Raw genomic sequence first — 22,816 nt, 5'->3', positions numbered from 1 at the left:
CTTATTCCTCCTTAGAAGGTGCTTTATGTACGAGAGAAATACCAACCATAGCTGCAAGGACAACAATAAGACCAATAATGATACCAGCTTGTGAGCCAACTTGGTTAAGAACACCAAGAATAATTCCTGACAAACCAAAGTCTGCATCTGAGAATGTAGAACCTTGGAATCCAAGAGAACCAAGAACCGGCATCAAGAATACTGGCAAGAAGCTAATCAGAACACCTTGTAAAAAGGCACCAATTGTTGCTCCACGAACACCACCTGAGGCATTACCAATGACCCCTGCAGTTGCTCCACAGAAGAAATGAGGAACAACACCTGGTAAAATAACAACAGATCCAGTAGCAATCATAAGTGCCATACTTACCAAACCACCAGCGAAACTAGAGATAAAACCAATTAAGACAGCATTTGGAGCGTATGGATAAACAATCGGACAGTCAAGAGCTGGTTTAGAATTTGGAACCAAGCGTTCAGAAATTCCTTTAAAGGCGGGTACAATTTCACCCAAAATTAAACGAACACCGGCTAAAATTACAAATACCCCAGCGGCAAATTGTCCTGCCAATTGAAGAGCATAAACTAAACCACTAGTACCGCTACTCAATTCTTTTTCAATGTAACCTGAACCTGCAAAAATGGCAACGATTAGATAGATAATTGACATTGAAATTGTAATACTTACAGTACTGTCACGTAAGAATGCTAAACTTTTTGGGAATTTAATATCTTCTGCTGATTTTGATTTATCCCCAACAAGACCGCCAACAAATCCACTTAACCAATATCCCAATGAACTAAAGTGACCTAAGGCAACTTTATCATTACCAGTTAATTGAACCATGTATTTCTGAACGAAAGCTGGCGATAGACTCATGATAATACCTAAAGCTAGACCACCCAATAAAATCAATGGTAAGTTAGTAAATCCAGCAACTGATAGGATTACAGCAATCATACATGCCATATACAATGTATGGTGACCTGTCAAAAAGATATATTTAAAACGAGTAAATCTAGCAATAAGGATATTGAAGACCATACCTGCAAACATAATCATAGCTGTAGCTGAACCATAAGTTGTCAAAGCAACCGCCACAATCGCTTCATTATTCGGTACAACACCAGATAGATGGAAGGCTTTTTCAAACATTGTTCCAAATGGATTCAAAGAACTTTGAATAATTCCAGCACCACCTGATACAACTAGAAAACCTACAAACGTTTTAATACCACCCTTAATAATATCTGGTATTGCTTTCTTTTGAAGCACCAAACCTAGAATAGCAATCAAAGCCACCAATATGGCTGGTGTACTTACAATATCTAATAAGAACTTAATCATTGATAGAACCTCCTAAATAAGACCCTTTTCTTCACAAATTTTAGTTACTAATTCTTTCAGCTCATCCATATCGATAATGCTATTTAATACCCTTACATCACCTAAGTGTCCTGCTGAATCTTCCAAGTCACGTCCAACAATCCAAATATCCGCAGCACTTGGATCCGCACCACCTAAATCATAGTGTTCAACCTCAACACCAGTCACTCCTAGTTCGCTAAGAATAGATTCGATATTCATTTGAACCATAAAGCTAGAACCTAGTCCTGAACCACACGCTGTACCAATTCTCAACATAATTTAGTCCTCCTGTTGAATAATTTCTTTGATATCATTAAACTCTTGAGCTGTTAACAATCTTTCAACCTTCGCATTATCACGTAAAATCATCGTAAGATGTTTTAATGCTTTTAGGTGAGTTTGATTATCGACAGCAGCAATACAAATTAATAAACGAATTTCTTGTGCTGGATCATCCAGCAGATAAATTGGATGGTCTAAAACCAACATAGACATCCCCACTTCATTAACACCATCTTCAGGTCTAGCGTGAGGAATCGCAATACCCTTTCCTAAATTTATGAAAGGTCCAAATTCCTCGACTTTTCCAATCATTGCTTCTGGGTAGTTTGCAGTAATTTGGCCACTTTCTAGCATTGGTTGAGATGCTTTTCGAATAGCATCCTTCCACCCCATTTTTTCTGAACTTCTTTGAAACATTTTTTCTGTAATCAAATCTTGTAACAAAGGTAACACTTCCTTTCTCTGTATTTCTTCGTATATAAAATTTTTCAGAGCAATGCGTAATTCTGATTCTTGTGATACTGAAGCAAATCGCTTAATCAACTCAAGCAATCTCTCTAGCTCAATATCTTTAGGATCCATTTCTGGAAAATCTTTTGAGACTAATTGCACTAATTGTGAAGATTGCTCAACAGACATCATTACTGATACTAAATACTGAGGTTTTTGAGTCTCAACCTTGACTGTTGAAAATACTAAATCGAATTCATCATCCTTAAACTCATGCAAACGATCTACTCGAGTGACTCCGATAAAGCTAACCTGAGGAAATAAAATGCGTAGACTTTCCTTTATCATTAGTGAAGAACTCGTACCATTCGGACAAACAATAACCGCTCTGTAGTTTTTTCTAGTCGACGTCTCATTCTTCTTAAGATAACCACCAAAATGAACGACAAAGTATGCTATTTCACTGTCTGGAATAGGTAAGCCTACAACCTTTGACAATGGCTCCAAGGATTCCTTAACAAATTCAAATAAATCTGGATGCTGTTCTTTTATTCTATCTGTATAATCATTTGAACTAGGAAGACCAAATTTTAAGCGATAGTAAACTGGAATCAAATGCTTAATCAAATTTTCTTTGAGCGTGACTTGCTGAGAAAATTGTAAAAGTGAAATACTTTCCATTTTTTCTACAATTTGATCAGTTAAAGTTTTGAAATAAGAAAAATCAACAGAGGTATTTCCTTCAAAACCACTAGATAAGAGCCCAGCTATATATTGGCGATCTAATCGAGTAAAATTACTATCAAATCCCCCTAAATCATAAGCATTATCCAATAAAATATCTGCCAAATTACGTATCTGAGAAGGAACCTCTATCTCCTCTGAAACTACTCTGGAAACTTTCCTTTGATAACGACATAGAATAAGCGTTATTCCATACAAACATTCTTGTAACTTATCGGAAATTGGCGTAAGGTGCAAAATTTTTGAATAATCCTGAACAAGTTTATTTAAAATCTCAAAAGTAATGCCATGAGGCCAAGCAGAAATAACATATTCAAGTCCCCAAAGTCCGACAGGAGAGTTTAGCAACTCATTAACGACTTTAAAAGCCATCAAATGTTTCTGTTTTTCATCACCAAGTATAATGTATCCTTGAGATCTAGAATATTCTATATCCAAGTGATGAGTTTTCAGATTCTTTCTCAAAGAACGAATATCAGACAAAGTGGTATTCTTACTAACCTTTAAAAAATCTTGATAGTGCCAATTCGAAACAAAATCAGTACGACAAAAAGTATAAAGGTAAATTAAATGTAAACGAATCCTTTTCGGAAGCTGTAATTCTTCAGAACCAATTAATGTCGTTATATTTTTTCTGTCGAGTATACCTGTAACATAATACCTCCCTTTATCTTGTTCAATTTTAATTTCACGATTAGAGAGATATATAGTTAATTGATCGATACAATCTCTAACATCTTTTATAGAAAATCGAGTCTTTACAGATAACTCATACAAAGAAAGATTCTGATTAGCCAACAAGGTTATCAAGACTACTATAATTTTATGATCAATCATTTCTTAACCTTTCTACTTAGATTATATGATACCGCTTACAAAACTTAAAGCTAATTAGGGCACAATTTAAATCATTGAAAAAACTGTGTAGATTGTGCCCAAGATAATATTCTAATGGATTGTTAAATAAAGCGACTTACAAAATCATAATTTTTGAAAAAACTGAATTCCTCCCGTGACTATTTCTAAACAAAAAAACTTAGAAGCTTTCATACTTCTAAGTTTTTTCTTCTTCCATGACCCCTTTCAACTTTTTGGTCTTAGCTGAATAGCCATTTTGTCAAAAAGTGCCATGTTTCTTTGGCAATACTTGCAAGAAAAGTTGAGAGACTAAATGCGTTGAATTTTTTGAGGAGGCTCTCAACTAGTGCTGTGACAGTCTTAGGTGTTTCCACTGGAGTCTTACTTTCTTCTTGCTTACCAGTATTATCCTGAGATGGATCTGGCACTGTGTTTGTACTGTCGTGACCATTATTTTGTCCTGTTGGTTCAGGCTCTGGAGCAAGCTCAGGGTGATGCTCAGGTTCAACTGGTTTATTTTCCGGATTTGGGTCTGGACTAGGTTCTGGCTGAGGATCAGGTTTGATTGGTTCGTCAGTAGTGTCACTGCTTGTGTTTGTCATTTTTTCAGTAACAAAGAAGTTTTGGAATTCTACTGCTCCATCCCAAAGACCTACACCGACATGGGCTTGATTGAAGTAATTATCCACGGCATCAAATTGATGATGGAGCACTTCCTTACCATCGACATAGACTGTCATAGTGTCCTTGCCCTTTTCAACCTTGACGTGGTGGTACTGGCCATCATTGATAGCCTTATCCAAGTGAGCTTCAGCGATGGTTTCACCACCAAAACGGAAGAGACGAACAGTGTCGTTGTCAGCAAATTGGACAGAATAGGCACGGCCAGGTTCTTCACGTTCCGCAGCTACAAAGAGGTTGACCAAACCATGTTGGTATTTGACATCGATATCATAGTCAAATTGCTTGAAGCCATTACTTTCATAGGCCATGAAGAAGTCATTGGCACTGACATTGCTATCGTAAAGCGTCTTATCATCAATATACCAATCACCAGTGACAGCCTTTAAGCCTTTAAGGTTGGTCGCAAAATTGTTGAGCGTAATGTCAATATTAAAGGTCTTGGTCAATGAAGGATTTTCAACTGAAGTTGCTGTGACAGTGAGATGACCTTTGTGAAGGGCTTTGAGAGAAAGTATATTGTCATGCTCAGTATAGGACACCAAACTTGGATCACTAACTGTCCAAGTCACATCTTGCTCTTCAGAGGCTGGTGCAAGGTAAACCTGCAAGTCCTTACTTTGACCAACTTCAAGAGCAAAATGACCTGCAGCTGTTGTGTTCATAGCAACAGCCTTAGTGACTTCCTTCTTGTCAGTCCAAGTACTCTTAATCGGATAGATAGCAATATTTGCTTTGGCTGGACCACCTTCAACTAAGATACTTGCTCCAACGGCTCTTGGGCTTGGGAAAATCTGATTAGCACCAGCTACCGTATTGCCCTTAGAGAAGACTTCCACACTCGCACGGTCCACATAAAGATGCAAATCAATAGAACCATCTTCATTGCGAGTCACTTGTTGACTATTAACCTTAGTAAAGGCATCTGAAAGGATAGTACCAGATTGGCTACGGTCAATAGACAAAGTTTCCTTGGTTAAATCGTAAACGACCTTTGTAGCTTGACCATCGCCAACGCGAAGGTTAAAGCCAACTGCTGTCGTGTCCTTTCCTGGTACAAAGTGAGAAACCACTTCATAAGTGTCACCTGTGAAATCTTTAAGCAGTTCATTGTCAGAAGCTACTCTGACATTTTCAAAATACTGGGCATTATCTGTATCACGAAGGCTTTCATAGGCCTTAACAGGTGTTTGTGTTAAGAGGTAACGGTCGCCTGATTTAACCAAACCAAGGTCAAGGTTAAGGTTAAAGGTACCATTAAATTTTTGACCAACAGTATCTGCGACCAGATTACAGTAATCTTCCCAGGTGTTCATCCAGTTGATTTCAGTCAATTGCGGAATGTTTGGATGGTCAGCTGTCCCAAAATCATGAACATAGTAAGTCATGGCAGCATAGGAATCCTTACCAAAATTCATGATTTCATCATGGTCTTGGTAAACTTCATCAGCTACAAAGGCCCACTTCCCATCCACTTGTTTAAAGTCTCCAACCTTGTAAGAACGACCACCACGTGAGAGGACCCACTTGAGTGCCCCATCATTGGCCACAATTGGATAGAGGTCAGGACATTCCGTATGCAAATCCTTATAGGTTGTTTCAACCTGCCAGTTCTTCAAATCTGGTGAGGAATAAATGCGGAGTGGACCACCAGCAAGGACCATAAACCATTGGTTATCCCAGCGAAAGACCTTAGGGTCACGGAAATCTTGGTTTTGAAGAGGATCTTGAGACCAGTCAGCAACCACCTTGTCATATTTTTGCCAAGTTCTACCCTCGTCCTCACTATAGGCGATTTCGATCCGTTGACCATTACCATTTGAAGTGATAACAGCTACCAGACCACCTTCCGAAGATTTGAAAAGGCCCGAGCTATTGGTACTATCAACCACGACAGAGCCTGAGAACATGTGACCTGTTGCATCTGGATAGAAGGCTATCGGCTCCTCATCCCAATGAAGCAAGTCTCGGCTAGTCGCATGGGCCCAGTGCATTGGACCCCATTTGGTGTCATCGTAAAATTGATAGAAGAGATGATAACGTCCCTTGTAGAAGACCAAGCCATTAGGGTCATTAGCCCAGCCATCCTTAACAGAATAATGATACTGATCACGATAAAGTTCGTTGTAATACACATCATCACTCTGCCTGCGGTGGATATTGATGCGGTAGGTCAAGGTCACAGGTCGGCCAAGCGAATCGGTCACACTACTTTCAATGGTAAAGTAATTGGCACCGACAGCCACTGGCAATTGAGAAATATCTGTGTAAACATTTCCCTTGGCATCTTCAACCTTAATGACAGCATTTGGACTATGCTTAGTGATGTCAAAGCCTACTGTCTCAGCATTGTGTCCCACATATTGAATATGAAGTGGTTCTTCGGAGAAGAATTGGGCTTGTTTTTCAACAGAACCTGTCTTTGAAGTCACTACGAGTTTGTCAATCAAAGGAAGACTCTCATCGTCAAGATTGACATAACGAGTGTTTTTGAAAATAACATTGGCATTCCAATTAAGAAGTCCAAAATAACCTTCTGGAAGAACTTGAGGTTGGCCCTTGTCACTTTTTTGAAGAACAGAGTCGCCTGTACTTGCGACAAGCACATCATTGACATAGTAAGATAGCCATTGATTAGCCGCAACTACTCTAAGATTATAGGTTTCATCAGCAGTTGGGGTCACATCTTTTTCATCTACAAGTTGAATATCTTGATTATTGACCCAACGCCAAAACTTAACCTTATGGTTACCAGAGTCCACATTGACCCCATACATATTTTTGTTACTGCTATCATTGTTACCACGGAAAATGAGAGCAGCTGCACCACCAACTTCCTTGAAGGTCACATCCGTAGAATAAACAAAATTTTTACCTTCAGATTTAGAATAAAGGAAAGAGTCTCCCTTGTCTTTGGCTTCTGAATGAATGCCATCAACCTTCATTTCCCAGTGACCATTTTGATCTGCGGTCATTCCTTCAAGATTGGTAACTGCTTCATTATTAGGCAAATCCGTTTTCTCTTCTGTCACATGAACAGGACTTGTACTATTGGTTTCAACTGGCGTTTCTTGACTGGTCTGATTCAAATCGGCTCCTTGCGCTTGGTTAGTTACTTTCTCAGCCTCACTAGCCTGTGCTTGTTCCTCTTTAGGCTGGTCAAGTTTAGAATGAGTTGGATTCTCTTGAGCTGTTTTAGCAGATTCAGAAACAAGGGACGGGCTAGGCTCTACCACTTGGGGGACTTCTTTGGTCGTGCTGGGAGCAACCTCAACTTGATGATCAGTCTGAGCTACCACCTCTTGAGGTATTGGGCTCACAGTTGCCTGTTCCACTTGATCCGCATAGACAGGACCAGCCAGAGCCAAACCTGCAAAACTTACCAAGGCACAGCCATAGACCCAAGTCTTCCCACTTTTACGCATAAACCAATTTTTACAAACAGTATCATTCATGACTCTTCTCCTTCTTTAGAGCAACATTAAATGTTAACTCAGTTTTCATGAAAATTCAAAGTCAATACATTCGCCTTTATTAATAAGCCTGTCAAAGTTTCCGGAAATATCGCTAGGATTTACATTAAAATGGTAAACGCTTACTTTTAATATCATTATAGCACTATAGTCTGAAAATGTCGCGTTTTTCTATAATATTTTTAATAAAAATAAAAAACTTCCGAATTTGCCATTCGAAAGTCTCATACTTATGCTTAATCTGAGCCTGTTAGCAGGCTATTTCCAATAATACCAATGGTTACAATAGCAATCCCAAGGAATCCCAAAAGGCTAGGTAGACTATCTCCGAGGAAGAGGCAACCACCCAAGAGGGTAAAGAGAACTTCACCAGCCTGAGTAGCCTCAACTACTGCCAGTTGCTTATGGTTATGCTTAACCAGATTAGTCGCCTCGAAGAAAAGCAAGGTTGCGACAACTCCAGAAAAGACAGCTACAATTAAAGATTGTAAAATCTGTCCCCCTGATGGAAGTCCAGAATCCGTTACAGCAAAAACTGATAAGATCACCCAAAAAGGCGTACTCATCAAGGTCATCCCAAACACGCGCTGCGTCGTTGAAAGCTGATCCTCTTTACAGTGGACCATCATCTTACGATTGCCCAAAGGATAGGCAAAAGCAGCCAGTAAAATCAAGAGACTGGCACGAACCACACCGCTACCAAGACCACTACCAAAGTAAGGAATCTGGATGAGAATAATACCTAAAAGGATAACCAATGTCATAAGCAGTTGCTTACCAGGTACCCTCTGACCAAAGAGAGGTGTCAAGAGCAGACCAGCTAGAATGGTAATCTGCCAAGTGGCTGCCACAAACCAGGACTCACCATAAATGGAGGCTAGAGACAGTGGCCCATAGAAAAGCCCAAAACCAACCGTACTCCAAATCAACCAAGTCAGGGGTGCTTTCTTAATGGCAGACAAAACACCTGCCAGCTCACCATTACGCCAGGCCAAAACAGCCAGCATAGGCAAGCTAAACAAATAGCGTAGACTAGCACTCCACATCCAGGACCCACCTGAAAGGTTCATACTACGGTTGAAAATAAAAGTAAAAGCAAAAAAGAGAGCACCAAGAATACCATACCAAATCGCCCTCGCAAATTGAGATTGTTTCATAATTGTAAACTCCTGTAGATTCTATTATACAGTAATTGAAGCAATAGAAAAAGGAGGTCATTATGATGACTTCCTTAGTTTCGTTTCAATTTTTACTTATGGACCAAGTAAACAATCTATATTTTAATCACCTTTTAGCTGCACTTGTGTATGTGCTAGCAGGTCTCCTAGATGCCTCTTATCTTTTCTAAACATCGTCATTGCCAGTAAGGAAACTGCGAGGAGAGTCGCCGAAATAGAGAGGATAATGGACAATACATCAAAATTACTATAGAAACCATGAATCGTGCCCATATGACCGAGTTGCCAAGGTAAAAATTTGATGACATTTCTAGTCAAGCTAGCCTGCACTGTTTTTTTCTGGTAGACCAGTTCAAGTCCAGCTTTTACCTTCCCAAAACTGCCATCATGTTTATAATCCAAGAATGTGAAAAGGAGCGTGATTGGCAAAACAGAGGTGAAAAATACAAGCCACTGCGACTGAATTTCTGTAAACTCTGGGACGCCATTAAAAAAAATAATGTATATAGGCATAGAACTTAAAAACAGAAGACCTAAATAAGCTAGAATGAAAAGATAATCGAATAGAAATTCAATCATTCTTTTTTTAAACGAAATAGGATTGATTGCTAAGATCTTCATCATAGACTCCTCCTTTCTCATCTCCTATTATAACATTTTTTAATATTCTAAATAATATTTGAGAGGAAAATTGCAGGTCATTGAGCTCGCAAATTGAGATTATTTCATAACTGTAAACACCTATTATTGCTCTATTGTACAGTATTTGGAGCAATAAAAAAGGAGGCCATCATAATGACTTCCTTGGTTTAAGTTTTCACTTAAACTTGCCCTTATGCTTCTTCCCATACCATTCTTCTACTGACTTGTCTTCCCAATCACGATATTCTTCTGGGTACTTCCATTTGTAGTAGCCTTGCAACATGTAGGGAAACATGAAATAAATTTCAAAGGCAGCTATTAATATATTGAACACTAGAAATAAAAATAGAACGCTTATTCCTCCAACCAAACTATCTGCATTTCTTATTGAATCCGAAAATATCGTACGAAAAATTATCCAGAGTGCTACAACTATTCCACCATACTTGACAATAAATCTAAATACTCTATTAAACAATCTATCGGTCGGACTCTCTATTTCGGTACTACCATATAATAAATTTAGCAATGAGGTAGACTTATCACGTATCATATAAATGATTGTGAAAAGAATTAGTCCTTCAAAAGCGGCCATTCCCAAATATCCAAATAGACCATAAAGTAAATTCAACAATAGAAGATTTAGTTCAATTAGGAGCCATATTATAAAGGAAACCATAAAATGAAATTGACCTCTATAGATTAAAATGAACTGTTGGTTGAATCGCTTCCCTACTATAATCAGTAAAAGCCATATTACCAGTCCCATCCAAAATACCCAGTAGGGAAGAAAATTTATTTCGGACAAGCCTACTGTTAAATCTTTGGGATTAGCATGATAAAATAAATACTCATTTAAAGCAACAATCAACCAATTAGGACCGATTATTAATAAAATCGTCAAGATTACTAACCAAACATATGACTTCAAGGTCCCTCTGTATTTTTCTTTTTTTAAAGCATCCTGATAGTTATCCTGTGCAAATTTTCCTGAGACACTATCGTCTAATAAATTTAAACTCTCTTCAAAACTTGCACTAAAGATTGATTTTTTCTTCATTTTTAGCTTTCAACAACTCCTTGTGTTTCTTCAAGTACCGCTTGCCATACCAATCTTCCAGTGATTTTCCTTCCCAGTCTCGGTATTCTTCAGGGTATTTCCATTTGTAGTAACCTTCTAAAAAGAAAGGAAACTCCATGAAGATAACCATCGCCAAAAATCCAATATCTATGATTAGCCATGTCAAAAACAAGCCTAACAAGGTCAAGCTTTGTGAAACTGCTACTCCCGAATGCGACAGGATTATTTTGATGATTACAGCAAGACCTAGAACTCCAGAACCATAGGTGGCGATTAGGCCTACTATTCTATCAACAAGAGTTTTTCTCGCCTCTTCACCGAAAAAACAAGAGCTTAAACTTCTTTTCTCCATACGGAGAAATATTAGGGCAATGATAAACAAGAGAATGTAAATGAACCAAATTCCTAATGAGGTTAGGGGCGGGAGGGCTATAGTTATTCCCAAGAGATTGAATTCAAGACAGAACCAAAATAAAAAGGTCTCGATATGAAAGCGATATCTGTATGGTCGAAGAAATGGTTTTCGCACAAATTTTCCAATAAGAACGAGTGATAGCTAAATAAAACAACAAATAAGGAATAATTCAGGGGTCAACAGGGACGGCTTATGAACTGGCAGAGTTAAATCCTTAGGCTCTGCAACATCCAAAGAAGAGGCAAATAAGGCAAGGAGAAAGTTCCCTCCAAAAACAAACAAAACACTGTAGAGAATACTTTTTATTCTAAAACCAATACTTGGCTTTCCATTATTTAAGCCTTTTCCAAGTTTTTCGTAATAGTCTTTTTTTATATACTGAAGCGAAGCATCGTCTAATAAATTTAAACTCTCTTCAAAACTTGCCTTAAAAATTGATTTTTTCATTTATTATCTGTCACTCCGCTCTATTACTATACTCAAGCCTTCTATTTGCCTGTCCTTCCGGTTTAAGCTATTTCTCTATTTTGACTTTTCCCTGCTCATAACCTGAATACCAACTACTTTCAGGGCTGACATACTCTGCTTGTTCATTCTCTGAACCATCACTTACAAGAAGTAGGCTACCGTCATGTAACATACAACTATAAGTCTCCGAATCTTTGGTGAATTCATCGTTTTGGGAGTCAAAGTGATAGGTATGCTCTCCCTCCACATCCTTTAGAGTAATCTGCTCACCGTCTATTTTTATCCAAAAACGTTTATCGATTGTTGCTGTTTTTGTTGATTGATTTTTGACGATGAGATAATAAATGCCATCATCTGATTTTTTCTCATCAATGGTTGTTTGAATAATTCCCAGCAGCATTAGGACTGGAATAATCAAGAGAAGCCATAACCATTTTTTCTTGTTCTTTTTAGGTTTCCCAAGTTCTAGGCTCGGTAAATCGGCAGTTAGAGTCTCGATTCTTTCTAACTCCTGTTCTGAATATTTGAGAATCCCTTCCCCATTGTTGGCCAACCAATGTCTTGCCATTTGTACAAAGTACAGGCGCTCATCTTCTTGTGCAATCTCTTCAAACAAGCTTCTGGCTTGAGCCTTATTTCCACTTAATTGCTCGTTTAAGGCTTTAAAATACTGAAGTTCGAGTCGTTCAAAGGCCTGTGGAGCAGTCGCCTGATTAAAGAAATCATTGGGTTTACGCTCCACAAGAATATCGTACATAGCAATAAATTCCCTCTGCTCGACTTCTTTTGCTTTCTCGTCTTTAGAGTTTAGATAATGGAGTGATTTTAAAAGGTCATCTTTGTTGTTTATTTTTCCAGAAAGTAAGGATGCTTTCAGGGAAATAAACCATAGAAAATCAAGGTAAGTCTTCCTAATACCTGCAAATTGTAATTCCTCTGTTTGGTTGATGACCGATGGGAAGTCGCCAATCATGTAAGCGTAGGTAATAGATGCAATCCTAGCATTGATCTGATTCTTTTTACGTCGAGACTTACCATACAGTTGAATAGATTCATACCAGAAATCCAAACCCATCGTTTCTTTAAGGATCTTTTGAGTTTCCCCTACAAGTAAGCTATTTAAGTAATTTTTTAATATAATGACTAGACCAACGACGCTTACTAAAGCGATCACCTGTATAGTGGAATTTTCTAAAAAGAGCCATCTAAGGAAAAATAACAAAATAATAAGTAATACAGTAGTGATACGTAAAATAAGGGTATATTTTTTCAAAATCCTCTTATAATCCATCAATTTATCTCCTATATTCATTTTTGAAATAGACTTACTTTTCATTATATCTGATTATTTAGCATTCGCAAGTTCACCGATAAGCTGAAAAAGAAAACACCCAAAGGGGTGAATACTTCAATAAAAATAGATTAGTAGGGTTTCTCTTCCTTCTCCAAGATTTTCAAATATTTGGTTTTCTTAAATTGCCCTGATAATGCCAAAATAATAAACAAGTACCACAACACAAAACTTAGAAATAATAAAAGAAAGCTACCCCAAAAAAGGTATAGTATCGATAGCCCTATAGTGACGACTCCAAAGGCGAAAATCAAAAGATAGGTTTTCAAACCATTTGACTTCTGGGTTGGGAAATAATTCTCAGGAATGTCATAAGGTATTACATTCACTATTTGTGTTTGTCTCCTATGTTTAAATTGCCAACGAGCGATGAGAAACATAAGGACAAATGAAAGGACTAACGGAAGAAAACCTTGCAGAGAAATACGCTCAGTCAACCAATAAATACCATAAAATAGTACTGCGCTAGGAGTAAAAATAATTGGAAACGGAACACTCTTCCCTGTATAGAGTTTGTTCTCAATAGGATGATAAAATACGGTCTTAGTAAGATCTCCCTGGTCAGCACCGACTTCCACCAAATCACTTAAATGAAATGTTATCCTATCTTTCGAAGCTAATACCATCTTTTCAAAGTCATCATCTGTAGACTTCTTCTGGTCAAGACTTTCCTTTTTAATTGCTAGTGGTTTGAGGTGTTTTTGATAATAACTAAGTAAGGCCTTATTCTTTCGCTTGTTCCCTAGAAATTTGAGTTTGACCATCTGATTAGAGTCCCCAATGATTTTTCCTTCCAGAAAAATTGGGTAGCTAGCGAATCCTCGAAACGAGTACTTTTTCCCTAAACTGACGATAATAGTTGAGGGATCTAGTCGATAACGTCTAAAATTGCGGTCTACAACTATTTCTGAGTCATTTATTTTTATTCTTCCCATTGATGCAAAAGAAAGCCATCCGACTGTCAATTGGAGAAAACAAGCGACTATTAGATTATAAAAATTATTGACAAATTCATTACCAGTTAGTAACTGATAAAAAGCAATAACAGTACTCAATGTAAATATTATCAAAAGATAAAGTGGTCCTACTTCGTAGATGTAAAAAGTAGTTGATTTTTTCATTTCTTGCTTTTCCTTTTGGTGATAGTCTTTGTTTGTCATTTGATTAACCAGCTCACACACTTCTTATTGCTTGATATAACGCATCTATCAGATTGCCATAGTCAAACAAATAATCGTGATGAAAACAAGCGTCAAAAGTAAGGTCCAATAAGTAAATTTATAGACTTTCACTGCTCCACAAAATCGTTCGACATAAGATTCTTTGGGATTATCTGGATTGTACCAAACTGTCAGGGTTGATCCCAATGGAAAGAAATCTTTGGCGGCATATGGTACTGACGAATTGGTGTATATAACAAGTCTTTTAGCCAACAAGTCTGTATTAGAGGTGGCTTTAGAACTCTTCCAAGGAAGCGAAACTGTCGTAACCCACTCATACTCCAGACTTCTTCTATAAGCCTTGTCATTGACAATATATTCCACAATCGGAGCAATAGCATCAGTATAGTATCTATAACCTACTACGCTACCTTTTACGCTCTCTGTGGAACTCGTTTTACGATTAAGTTCTTTGAGATACACATAACGAAAAAGAATTATCAGTATGGACAAAACAATGACGCTTATGGACCAAGCCAAAAATAAAATCTGTAACTTAGACATGATTTTCCTCCTCAAAGATGATTTTTCCACGCTCGAGTTTGCGAACTGCAAGGAGCCATCGCACTGGATTATTTTGGAAAAATAAGAGGAAAGGTATACCCGCAAATATGGTGAATATAGGGATAACAATTAAAATTCCAGGGTCAAAAGCTTTCTCTGCAATAATGTTAGTTGAATACAACCAAACCCAGCCAAAATATATTGTGCTAAAAATCAACATGACTAGCATGGCAAAAATAAAGATTGGTATTTTAAGCAAAGTCGCCTTCTTATTGAAAAAATTATTCCAAAACTTATTGGTATATACAGCCTGTGAAAAAGCCTCCTTGGTAGAAAGAACGGTATAGTTAACATTGTAATATAAGCACTCCTCCATAAAAAGGATGTACAGTAAGGGTGTTACTATTGAAAGCATAATAAAGGGAGTAATCATCAGCTTTGGATAATGCATACCATGAAAAACCGGTATCAGAAACATCAGTGCTTCCAAAATTAAGAATAACCAGAAAAGCATCATGATTAAAGTACTTAGGGTACTCATTTCGTTCTCCCTTTTTCTTAATCGTTTCCGAATCCAAAGCTACAAGGCCTTCTTTTGTCCTTGTATTGTAATAATAGTTCCTACCGTCAAACTCGCCCATATAAATTATTTTCCGCATTTGATTCTCCCACATTAGTCTTTGCATTTTTGCTCACTCAAATAAGCACAACTCACTCCATTTTACCATGTCTGGACTTTGCTTGCTTGTGAATGTTTAGATAGATTATAAGGCATGAAAAAAGCCACCATCTGGTGACCTTCAATTAAAAAGTATCTTTTATAAACTTCCCTTAAGTGAATTGGGACGTCAGCGATCTTCTTCGAAGCTCCATGACTCATTTTTGAGCCTAAGGTCTCAAAAATCCCATGTGGCTGAAACTAAATTGTTTCAGCCACTTTTCTCACAGCGGGAAGTTTCACTTTAAAAATACTTCACTCTTACTAATTAATCTAATTCAAATTTTTAGTTAAAACAAAGTGATAGAAAATTTATCTACTTCTCCTCACCCTAGCCAGTCTTTTTCTTTGGCAATACGAACGGCTTCTGTGCGGTTGCCTGCATCAAGTTTGGTTAGGATGGCTGTCATGTAATTTCGGACGGTTCCATTTGAGAGAAAAAGACTTTCGGCGATTTCTTGGTTTGTTGACCCTTGGGCCACCATGGCCAAGACTTCTTGTTCACGTTGGCTAAGTGGATTATTGTCAAAGGCGACACCTTCAACCAGCTCTGGCGAGTACTCCTTTTGACCTGCTAGGACGGTATGGATGGTCGCCATGAGGTCACTGATGGAACGCTCTTTGAGTACATAAGCATCCACGTGGGCTGCGAGGGCTCGTTTGAAATAGCCTTTTCGTTTGAAGGTGGTCACTATAACGACCTTCGTTTCTCTTTGGTTGCTACGGATCCACTCAAGAACATCAAGGCCAGTTTTAACTGGCATTTCAATGTCTAAAATAGCTACGTCGACCTCTTCTTTTTCCAAGAAAGTAATGGCTTCTTGGCCATCACTGGCCGAATGGACCTCCTCGACATCGTGCTCCAGCATGAGGAGTTGGCAGAGGGCATCCCTCAACATTGACTGGTCTTCAGCGACTAATAATTTCATGCTTTTCCTCCCTCTTTCAAATGTACACGAATAATAGTTGGATGCGATTGAGACAGGATTTCCAATTCTCCATCTATCAAACTGAGGCGTTCTCTGATACTGTGTAGCTCTTGTCCTGTGACTTCCTTAAAGCCACAACCATCATCTTCAAACTCAAGAATGATACCACGATTACGGCTAAGACGAATCTGACAGCTATCAGCCTGGCTATGTTTAATGACATTATTGGCCAGTTCACGAAGCACCATGGACAAGGTCGACTGGCTAACGGGTGACAGGCTGTCTAAGTCAAGGCTACTATCCACGGTCAGGACGATATCAGATAGGTCAAAGAGTCGCTCGAGTTCCAGTAACTCCTCTGCCACCGTTCGGTACTTGAGCTTATTGACAATCTCACGCACCTCGTACATGGAGTCACGGCTAATCTGGTTCAATTCTTCCAGATTCTTCCTAGCAGCATCATACTGCTCCTTGTCCATCTGTTTCAGTGCCAACTCTGTTTTGAGACTCATCATGGCAAAGGTGTGTCCCAAGGTATCATGCAAATCACGACCAATACGATTACGTTCATTTTCAGCAGACAAGATATTGATGGTACGATTCTTCTCCGCAAGGGCTTCTTCCATCTTTCTCTCCTGACGTATACGGTTTTGATAATAGTACATTCCCAACGAAAAGAGGAGAATAGCCATAGACATGAGGTGAGTACTCAAGTCGTCTCTCAATAGGAAGGATGATGACGTCAAAATCAAGAGTGTCACTAGAAAGGAAAAGAAACGATAAGATGATATACTATCCTCAAAGCGCCAAACGAGAAGATTGACGTTGAAAAAAACAAACCACATCATGCCCCCCTGGAAGGTTATGGACATAAAGATAATGTAAGCTAGAGTGTAAAACCACAGAAAGGGAATCCACTTGCTATAGGCCTTTTTCAAATACACCATAAGGAGATAAGCGATGGTAAACAGTCCTGTCAAAACTAGGGTCCAAACTGGATAATACCCACCAAGGACTCCCAATACTGGGAAGACAAGGAAAATCAGACTAACAAAATAAGCGAAATCATTTTTCTGGTAAGTTCTAAACATGGTCACTTTCTCTGTAAGATTTGATAAAAAGGGCTAAGCCTGTAGCTATTGTAGCATAGACCAAGATAAAAATGAGTGATTTCCATGAAAATTCACCTTTTTTCGCAAAATTGACTACCAATTGATTGATATGATAGATGGGTGTCCACTCAGAAATGTGCTGAACCCATTTTGGAAACATGGTTACTGGCATCCAAGAACCACCGATAATAGCAAGACCAAGAAAGACGATATTTCCGACGATAGCCATGATTTGTTGAGACTTAATTTGGGCAAGAAGCAAGCCAAAGGATAGGAAGACTAGGCTTGACAAGAGTAAAAGAGCTCCTGAACCAAGCCAATGTGATAATTGCATCTCAACATCACGCACAAAAGCTCCCACACAGAAAGTCACTAGGATAGCAACCATAAAGTTCATAAGAACTCGGAAGACCTTAGAGAAGTAATAGGATTGAATACTGATTTTTGAATGTTCGATGTAGGTTAGCCAGTGCTCGGTTTGGTCCTCTCTGAGCATATAAGGGAAGGTGAAGAAACCAAAGCTAGACATGGAAAAGCCAGTCATGGTCAACATATAAGACAAGATAAAGGCTTTTTGTGACGCTGGGTCAGGACTCATTTCCATACCTGAATACAAGAGGAAGAATCCGACGGGCATTCCGATGGACATGATGAAGACTGGCCAACTGCGCCATGTTTTTATCCATTCGATTTTAAGTAGTGCTTTCATGCCTTGTCCTCTCTTGTGCTATCAAATAAGCTATCTAAAAGTGTTTTGTTTTGAATTTCAATGTCAGAAATGCGACAGCCGTGGGCTTGTAAACTATTCCATACACTTTCAATATCTTTAGTCATAAAGGTTACAACATCACGTTTTTCAGTCACATCATAAATGGCTGCCAGTTTGTCAAGACTTGGAGCAAAGCGACTTGGTAAGGTGACTTGCTTTTCCTTTTCCTCGCTACGCATAGCATGAGGCGTAGTATCCCTGATGAGTTTCCCCTGATGAAGTACCAAGATACGGTCAGCTGTGTGCTCGACTTCTTCGATATAGTGGGACGAATAAAGAATAGTCACACCTGACTTTTTCAGATCATTGATGATTTCCCAAAAGCGTTGGCGTGTTGTAGTGTCCATCCCTGCTGTCGGTTCATCTAAAAAGAGAATGTCAGGCTTGCCAATAAGACAGAGGACAAAGGCAAGAAGACGTTTTTGTCCCCCTGAGAGTTTGTCTGCGAACTGCTGATACTGGTCGTCTTTGAATTGTAAGAGTGCTTGTATCTCTTCTTTAGATAAGCCATTTTCAGAAATATCTTGGAAAAAAGCAATCAGTTCCTTAACTCTTAGTTGTGAGGGAATGGTATTTTCTTGAAGGAGAACAGCAATTTGATCTTGCGCTTTTCCCTTTTTGCCCTTGATAAAGACTTGACCGCTACTAGCTTTCTTGTCACCAAGAATGCAGGACATTAAGGTCGTTTTACCAGCACCGTTGGGCCCAATTAAGGCAAGACAATCGCCTTGTCCCACCTCAAAGCTAATATGGTCTAAAATTGTTTTTCCTTTGATTTTTTTGACAAGATTTGTGACTTGAAGGATTGCTTCACTCATGTGTGTGATTTCCTTTCTTTTGGTAGAAGGCTAAAAAGACATAACAAGCTGCAACAGACACACCCATGACACTGTAGAGAATATCACTACTACCATGAAGTAGGACATAGGCAAAGAGGATAGTCCAAATTACCGCTAGGAGCATGATGCTTAGTATTTTCAATAATTTCATACTGGGCCTCCTAGTTTTTCAATTCATTAATGACAAGATCGATAAAACTTTTAGCCATAGTGATAAGAATGTAAGCTGAGATAGACAAGCCAATAATCATGCCCAAATTTGAGAAGATAGCTTCAAAGTTCCCTTTTTCAAAGATGTCAGTAAACATGCTAAGTCCAGCAAAGACAGTTCCGATAACAGCGTAGATAAGGTAAGATGTTTTGATTTTCATGAGATGACCTCTTTCGTTTTTTATTATTTCTAAGTTATGACTAAAGTATATCTTTTTGGTCATTCTCTTTTTAGCACCAGATGTCATGACATGACATGACATTTGTCATGTGACGTAAAAAAGCCAACCCAAGGTCAGCTTTTCATTTATCTTAATGACTATTTTTTGAATGGTTCTTCCACCATGATGAGAGGATAGAACCTGAGATATTGTGCCAAATACTGAAGATAGTTGATGGGATGGCAGCTTGTGGCACGAAATATTTCATGGCAAGGGTTGCTCCAAGACTTGAGTCTTGCATCCCCACTTCGAAAGTAATGGCTTTTTGTTGTGGTTCTTCCAAACCAAGGATTTTTGAAAATCCAAAACCAAGGGCATAACCACAAAGGTTATGAAGCATAACAACTGGGATAACAAGGGCTGTCGCTGCTGTGAAAATATTGGCATGGTTGGCAGAAACAACTGCTCCAACAATCAAGAGGATGGCGGCTTGTGAAATCAAAGGCATAATCTTGATGATGGCATCGATTTTCTTACCAAAGATTGAGTGAACGAGCACACCCAAGATAATAGGGACAACCACGATACGCAAGGTACTTAGGAAGAGGCTTTGGGCAGGAACACTCACGTACTGACCAGCCAAGAATGACAAGAGGGTTGGAATCATGAGTGGTGCCAAGAGAGTTGAGAGGGTTTCAATAGAGACATCCAAGGCAACATCCCCACCTGAAAGGAAGGCCATGACACTCGATGAAGTCCCACTTGGACAAGAGCCAACAAGGATAACCCCTGCTGCTGTCGCACCTTTCAGATGGAAAATCATACAAAGCAACCAAGCCAAACCAGGCATGATGACATAGTGAGCTACAGTCCCTAGAACAACTGGAATTGGACGCTTAGCAATACGTTTAAAATCTTCAGTTGTCAAGGTAAGCCCCATACCAAAGAGAATCAAACCAAGCAGATAAGCCGTATTGGGAATGACCCAACTACTAGTTGCGGGAAGGGCATAGTTAAAGGCCGCCCAGAGGATAACAGCTACAGTAAACCATTTGCTGAGCCATTTACTAAAAGATACAAGTGACTCCATAATGAAACCTTCTTTCTATTTTCACAGAATAGTATAGCACTTTCATTTTGAATTCCAAGGTAAATTTCGAATTTTCTGAAATTAATTTCAAAAAAAATAAACCCTCACACTTAAGATGCGAGGATTATTGATTTTATAAACCTTAAGACTTATCTTCTAACTTCTCTTCAAACTGTTGAGTCCGTTCTTCGCCCCACCATAGTGGCAATAATTCGCCCAAAGTAATGGTTTGACGTGTGTCGTAGTCAACCATAAACTCCAAGTTACGATTGTCAGGATGGAGTTCCATTAGAAATTCTCGACAAGCCCCACAAGGCATGCCAGATGGTCCACCATGAGGTGGCTGGTCACGAAAGGCGATAATACGCTTGACCTTAGTTTGACCAGTTTCTTGATACATATTGAAAAGGGCAGCTCTTTCGGCACATAGATGGAAAACACCACACGTTCCTTCCATACAAAAGCCCGTGAAAATTTGCCCATCTCCAGCCTCAACGGCAGCCACAACGTGTCTAGCATAGACAAAGTCTGAGACTTCCTGTGGCTGATACAAGGCTTGAGCCTTTTCATACATTTTCTGCCAGATATCCATTATTTCTCCTTTAACCTCGATCACTTTCCCTTTGAGACTTGATAAAGAGTGCAAGCCCTGTTGCTACTGCAGTATAAGCTACAATAAACAGGAGTGATTTCCATGAAAATTTCCCATTGATAGCAAAATTAACGACCAATTCATTGACATGATAGACAGGTGTCCACTCAGAGATGCTCTGAACCCACTTAGGGAACATGGAAATAGGAACCCATGAACCACTCACTATAGGCAAGACAAGGTAAATAATATTTGCCACAAGAGACATGAATTGTTGAGATTTAATCTGAGCGATAAGTAAACCAAAAGCTAGAAAGAGCAGACCGGACAAAAGTAAGAGAGCACCTGACCCTACCCATCTAAAGAATGGCATCTCTACATCTCGGAAAAAGGCACCTACACAAAAGGTCACAATGATGGCAACCATAAAGTTTAGAAGCACACGAAAGATTTTAGAAAGATAATAAGCTGCAATACTAACCTTTGAGTGCTCGATATAGGTCAACCAGTGTTCAATTCGGTCCTCTTGCAACATATAGGGAAAGGTAAACAAACCAAAACTAGACATGGAGAAGCCAGTCATGGTCAGCATATAAGACAGCAAAAACTCTTTTTGAGCTTCTGGAGTAGGTGCTGAGAAGATACTAGAAAAAAGGAGGAAAAATCCGACAGGTATCCCGATTCCCATGATAAAGACTGGCCAACTTCGCCACGTTTTAATCCATTCAATTTTTAGTAATGCTTTCATGCCTTGTCCTCCCTTGTTGAATCAAATAGGCTATCCAAGAGTGTTTTATTTTGAATTTCAATATCAGAAATTCCACAGCCCGAATTTTCAAGACTTTGCCATACCTTTTCGATATCTTTGGTCATGAAGCTGATGACATCCCTCTTTTCAGTGATTTCATAGATATCTGGCAGTCCATGAACAATGCTAACAAAGCTACTTGGAAGAGTGACCTGCTTCTCCTTCTCTTCGTGTCGCATAGCGTATGGCGTGGTATCTCTGATGAGTTTCCCTTGATGGAGGACTAAGATACGGTCAGCTGTGTGTTCCACCTCTTCGATATAGTGAGAGGAATAGAGGATAGTTGTCCCAGCTTTTTTCAAGTCATTGACAATCTCCCAGAAACGCTGACGAGTGGAGGTATCCATACCCGCTGTCGGTTCATCCAAGAAGAGGATTTTAGGTTTATCAATCAAACAAAGGACAAAAGCCAGAAGACGTCTTTGCCCACCAGAGAGTTTGTCCGCAAACTGCTGATACTGGTCTTCCTTGAATTGTAGGAGTTCCTGAACCTCTTGATTGGTCAAGGGATTATCAGAAATAGATTGGAAGAAGGCAATTAGCTCTTCCACTTTCAAACTATTTGGAATGGTATTTTCCTGAAGGAGAACCGCAATTTTATTTTTTGCCTTACCTGCTTTACCATCAATGAGGACCTGACCATTACTCGGTTTTTTATCACCAAGAATACAGGACATCAAGACAGTCTTACCTGCCCCATTAGGTCCAATCAAGACCACACAATCGCCCTTGTTTATCTCAAAACTAATCTCCTCTAAAATGGTCTTTCCCTTGATGCGTTTTCCAAGGGATGTGACTTGAATAACCGTTTCATTCATACCTGTGATTTCCTTTCTTTTGTATAGGAGCCATGCTAATTGACGATAGAGCTG

General features: G+C 39.0%; 21 protein-coding genes and 1 pseudogene. All 22 read right to left on the bottom strand.

All coding sequences use genetic code 11. The annotated features are described in order from the left end of the window. Position 1 precedes the first annotated feature (1 nt). The 22 genes and pseudogenes from ADH51_RS06735 to ADH51_RS06630 all read right to left on the bottom strand — a co-directional run bounded on the left by ADH51_RS06735 (position 2) and on the right by ADH51_RS06630 (position 22,762). The gene (locus tag ADH51_RS06735) at positions 2-1,348 is read right to left on the bottom strand and encodes a PTS ascorbate transporter subunit IIC (RefSeq protein ID WP_048675428.1); all 1,347 of its coding nucleotides are present in this window, start codon (positions 1,346-1,348) and stop codon (positions 2-4) included. A gap of 12 nt (positions 1,349-1,360) precedes the next feature. Then, positions 1,361-1,645 carry a PTS sugar transporter subunit IIB gene (locus ADH51_RS06730; protein WP_037612076.1) on the bottom strand — a complete coding sequence of 95 codons (285 nt, stop codon included), beginning with the start codon at positions 1,643-1,645 and terminating at the stop codon, positions 1,361-1,363. A 3-nt stretch (positions 1,646-1,648) separates the two neighbouring features. Continuing rightward, a complete protein-coding gene (locus ADH51_RS06725; protein WP_048675425.1) occupies positions 1,649-3,682 on the bottom strand; it encodes a BglG family transcription antiterminator in 2,034 nt (677 codons plus the stop codon). A gap of 260 nt (positions 3,683-3,942) precedes the next feature. Beyond that, the gene (locus ADH51_RS06720) at positions 3,943-7,839 is read right to left on the bottom strand and encodes a GH32 C-terminal domain-containing protein (RefSeq protein WP_048675422.1); all 3,897 of its coding nucleotides are present in this window, start codon (positions 7,837-7,839) and stop codon (positions 3,943-3,945) included. Between the two features lie 254 nt (positions 7,840-8,093). Then, a complete protein-coding gene (locus tag ADH51_RS06715; RefSeq protein ID WP_048675419.1) occupies positions 8,094-9,014 on the bottom strand; it encodes a multidrug resistance efflux transporter family protein in 921 nt (306 codons plus the stop codon). Positions 9,015-9,137: 123 nt separating this feature from the next. After that, on the bottom strand, positions 9,138-9,659 hold the full coding sequence (locus ADH51_RS06710; RefSeq protein ID WP_239682172.1) for an RDD family protein: 522 nt from the start codon (positions 9,657-9,659) through the stop codon (positions 9,138-9,140). A 193-nt stretch (positions 9,660-9,852) separates the two neighbouring features. Next, the gene (locus tag ADH51_RS06705; protein WP_048675413.1) at positions 9,853-10,737 is read right to left on the bottom strand and encodes a hypothetical protein; all 885 of its coding nucleotides are present in this window, start codon (positions 10,735-10,737) and stop codon (positions 9,853-9,855) included. Then, positions 10,715-11,620, bottom strand: a pseudogene (locus ADH51_RS06700) (hypothetical protein). The gene ADH51_RS06705 and the pseudogene ADH51_RS06700 overlap by 23 nt, the downstream one beginning before the upstream one ends. Positions 11,621-11,687: 67 nt before the next feature. Further along, a complete protein-coding gene (locus ADH51_RS06695; protein WP_048675410.1) occupies positions 11,688-12,932 on the bottom strand; it encodes a hypothetical protein in 1,245 nt (414 codons plus the stop codon). 131 nt (positions 12,933-13,063) lie between these two features. After that, positions 13,064-14,152, bottom strand: a complete 1,089-nt coding sequence (locus ADH51_RS06690) for a hypothetical protein (protein ID WP_152904288.1) — start codon at positions 14,150-14,152, stop codon at positions 13,064-13,066. A 48-nt stretch (positions 14,153-14,200) separates the two neighbouring features. Continuing rightward, positions 14,201-14,716, bottom strand: coding sequence for a DUF3592 domain-containing protein (locus tag ADH51_RS06685; protein WP_048675404.1), 516 nt, complete (start codon positions 14,714-14,716; stop codon positions 14,201-14,203). After that, positions 14,709-15,257, bottom strand: coding sequence for a hypothetical protein (locus ADH51_RS06680; protein ID WP_048675402.1), 549 nt, complete (start codon positions 15,255-15,257; stop codon positions 14,709-14,711). The genes ADH51_RS06685 and ADH51_RS06680 overlap by 8 nt, the downstream gene beginning before the upstream one ends. A gap of 503 nt (positions 15,258-15,760) precedes the next feature. Further along, positions 15,761-16,363, bottom strand: coding sequence for a response regulator transcription factor (locus ADH51_RS06675; protein WP_048675399.1), 603 nt, complete (start codon positions 16,361-16,363; stop codon positions 15,761-15,763). Beyond that, a complete protein-coding gene (locus ADH51_RS06670) occupies positions 16,360-17,454 on the bottom strand; it encodes a sensor histidine kinase (protein WP_048675396.1) in 1,095 nt (364 codons plus the stop codon). Before ADH51_RS06670 ends, ADH51_RS06675 begins: the two co-directional genes overlap by 4 nt. Continuing rightward, positions 17,447-18,184, bottom strand: coding sequence for an ABC transporter permease (locus ADH51_RS06665; RefSeq protein WP_048675393.1), 738 nt, complete (start codon positions 18,182-18,184; stop codon positions 17,447-17,449). Before ADH51_RS06665 ends, ADH51_RS06670 begins: the two co-directional genes overlap by 8 nt. Then, the gene (locus ADH51_RS06660; protein ID WP_048675390.1) at positions 18,181-19,062 is read right to left on the bottom strand and encodes an ABC transporter ATP-binding protein; all 882 of its coding nucleotides are present in this window, start codon (positions 19,060-19,062) and stop codon (positions 18,181-18,183) included. Before ADH51_RS06660 ends, ADH51_RS06665 begins: the two co-directional genes overlap by 4 nt. Next, the gene (locus ADH51_RS06655) at positions 19,055-19,234 is read right to left on the bottom strand and encodes a hypothetical protein (RefSeq protein WP_004182318.1); all 180 of its coding nucleotides are present in this window, start codon (positions 19,232-19,234) and stop codon (positions 19,055-19,057) included. Before ADH51_RS06655 ends, ADH51_RS06660 begins: the two co-directional genes overlap by 8 nt. A gap of 10 nt (positions 19,235-19,244) precedes the next feature. Next, the gene (locus tag ADH51_RS06650) at positions 19,245-19,454 is read right to left on the bottom strand and encodes a hypothetical protein (protein WP_004182317.1); all 210 of its coding nucleotides are present in this window, start codon (positions 19,452-19,454) and stop codon (positions 19,245-19,247) included. A gap of 151 nt (positions 19,455-19,605) precedes the next feature. Continuing rightward, on the bottom strand, positions 19,606-20,544 hold the full coding sequence (locus ADH51_RS06645; RefSeq protein ID WP_037602152.1) for a bile acid:sodium symporter family protein: 939 nt from the start codon (positions 20,542-20,544) through the stop codon (positions 19,606-19,608). 142 nt (positions 20,545-20,686) lie between these two features. Continuing rightward, on the bottom strand, positions 20,687-21,136 hold the full coding sequence (locus ADH51_RS06640; RefSeq protein ID WP_004182315.1) for a cytidine deaminase family protein: 450 nt from the start codon (positions 21,134-21,136) through the stop codon (positions 20,687-20,689). Positions 21,137-21,146: 10 nt separating this feature from the next. Then, on the bottom strand, positions 21,147-21,884 hold the full coding sequence (locus ADH51_RS06635) for an ABC transporter permease (protein ID WP_004182313.1): 738 nt from the start codon (positions 21,882-21,884) through the stop codon (positions 21,147-21,149). Beyond that, positions 21,881-22,762, bottom strand: coding sequence for an ABC transporter ATP-binding protein (locus ADH51_RS06630; protein WP_048675386.1), 882 nt, complete (start codon positions 22,760-22,762; stop codon positions 21,881-21,883). The genes ADH51_RS06635 and ADH51_RS06630 overlap by 4 nt, the downstream gene beginning before the upstream one ends. Positions 22,763-22,816: the final 54 nt, after the last annotated feature.

The organism is Streptococcus sp. 449_SSPC, assembly GCF_001073005.1.
Classification (GTDB): domain Bacteria; phylum Bacillota; class Bacilli; order Lactobacillales; family Streptococcaceae; genus Streptococcus; species Streptococcus salivarius_F.
Note: the sequence above shows the minus strand (reverse complement) of the source record. Positions and strands in the feature narration are given on the sequence as shown.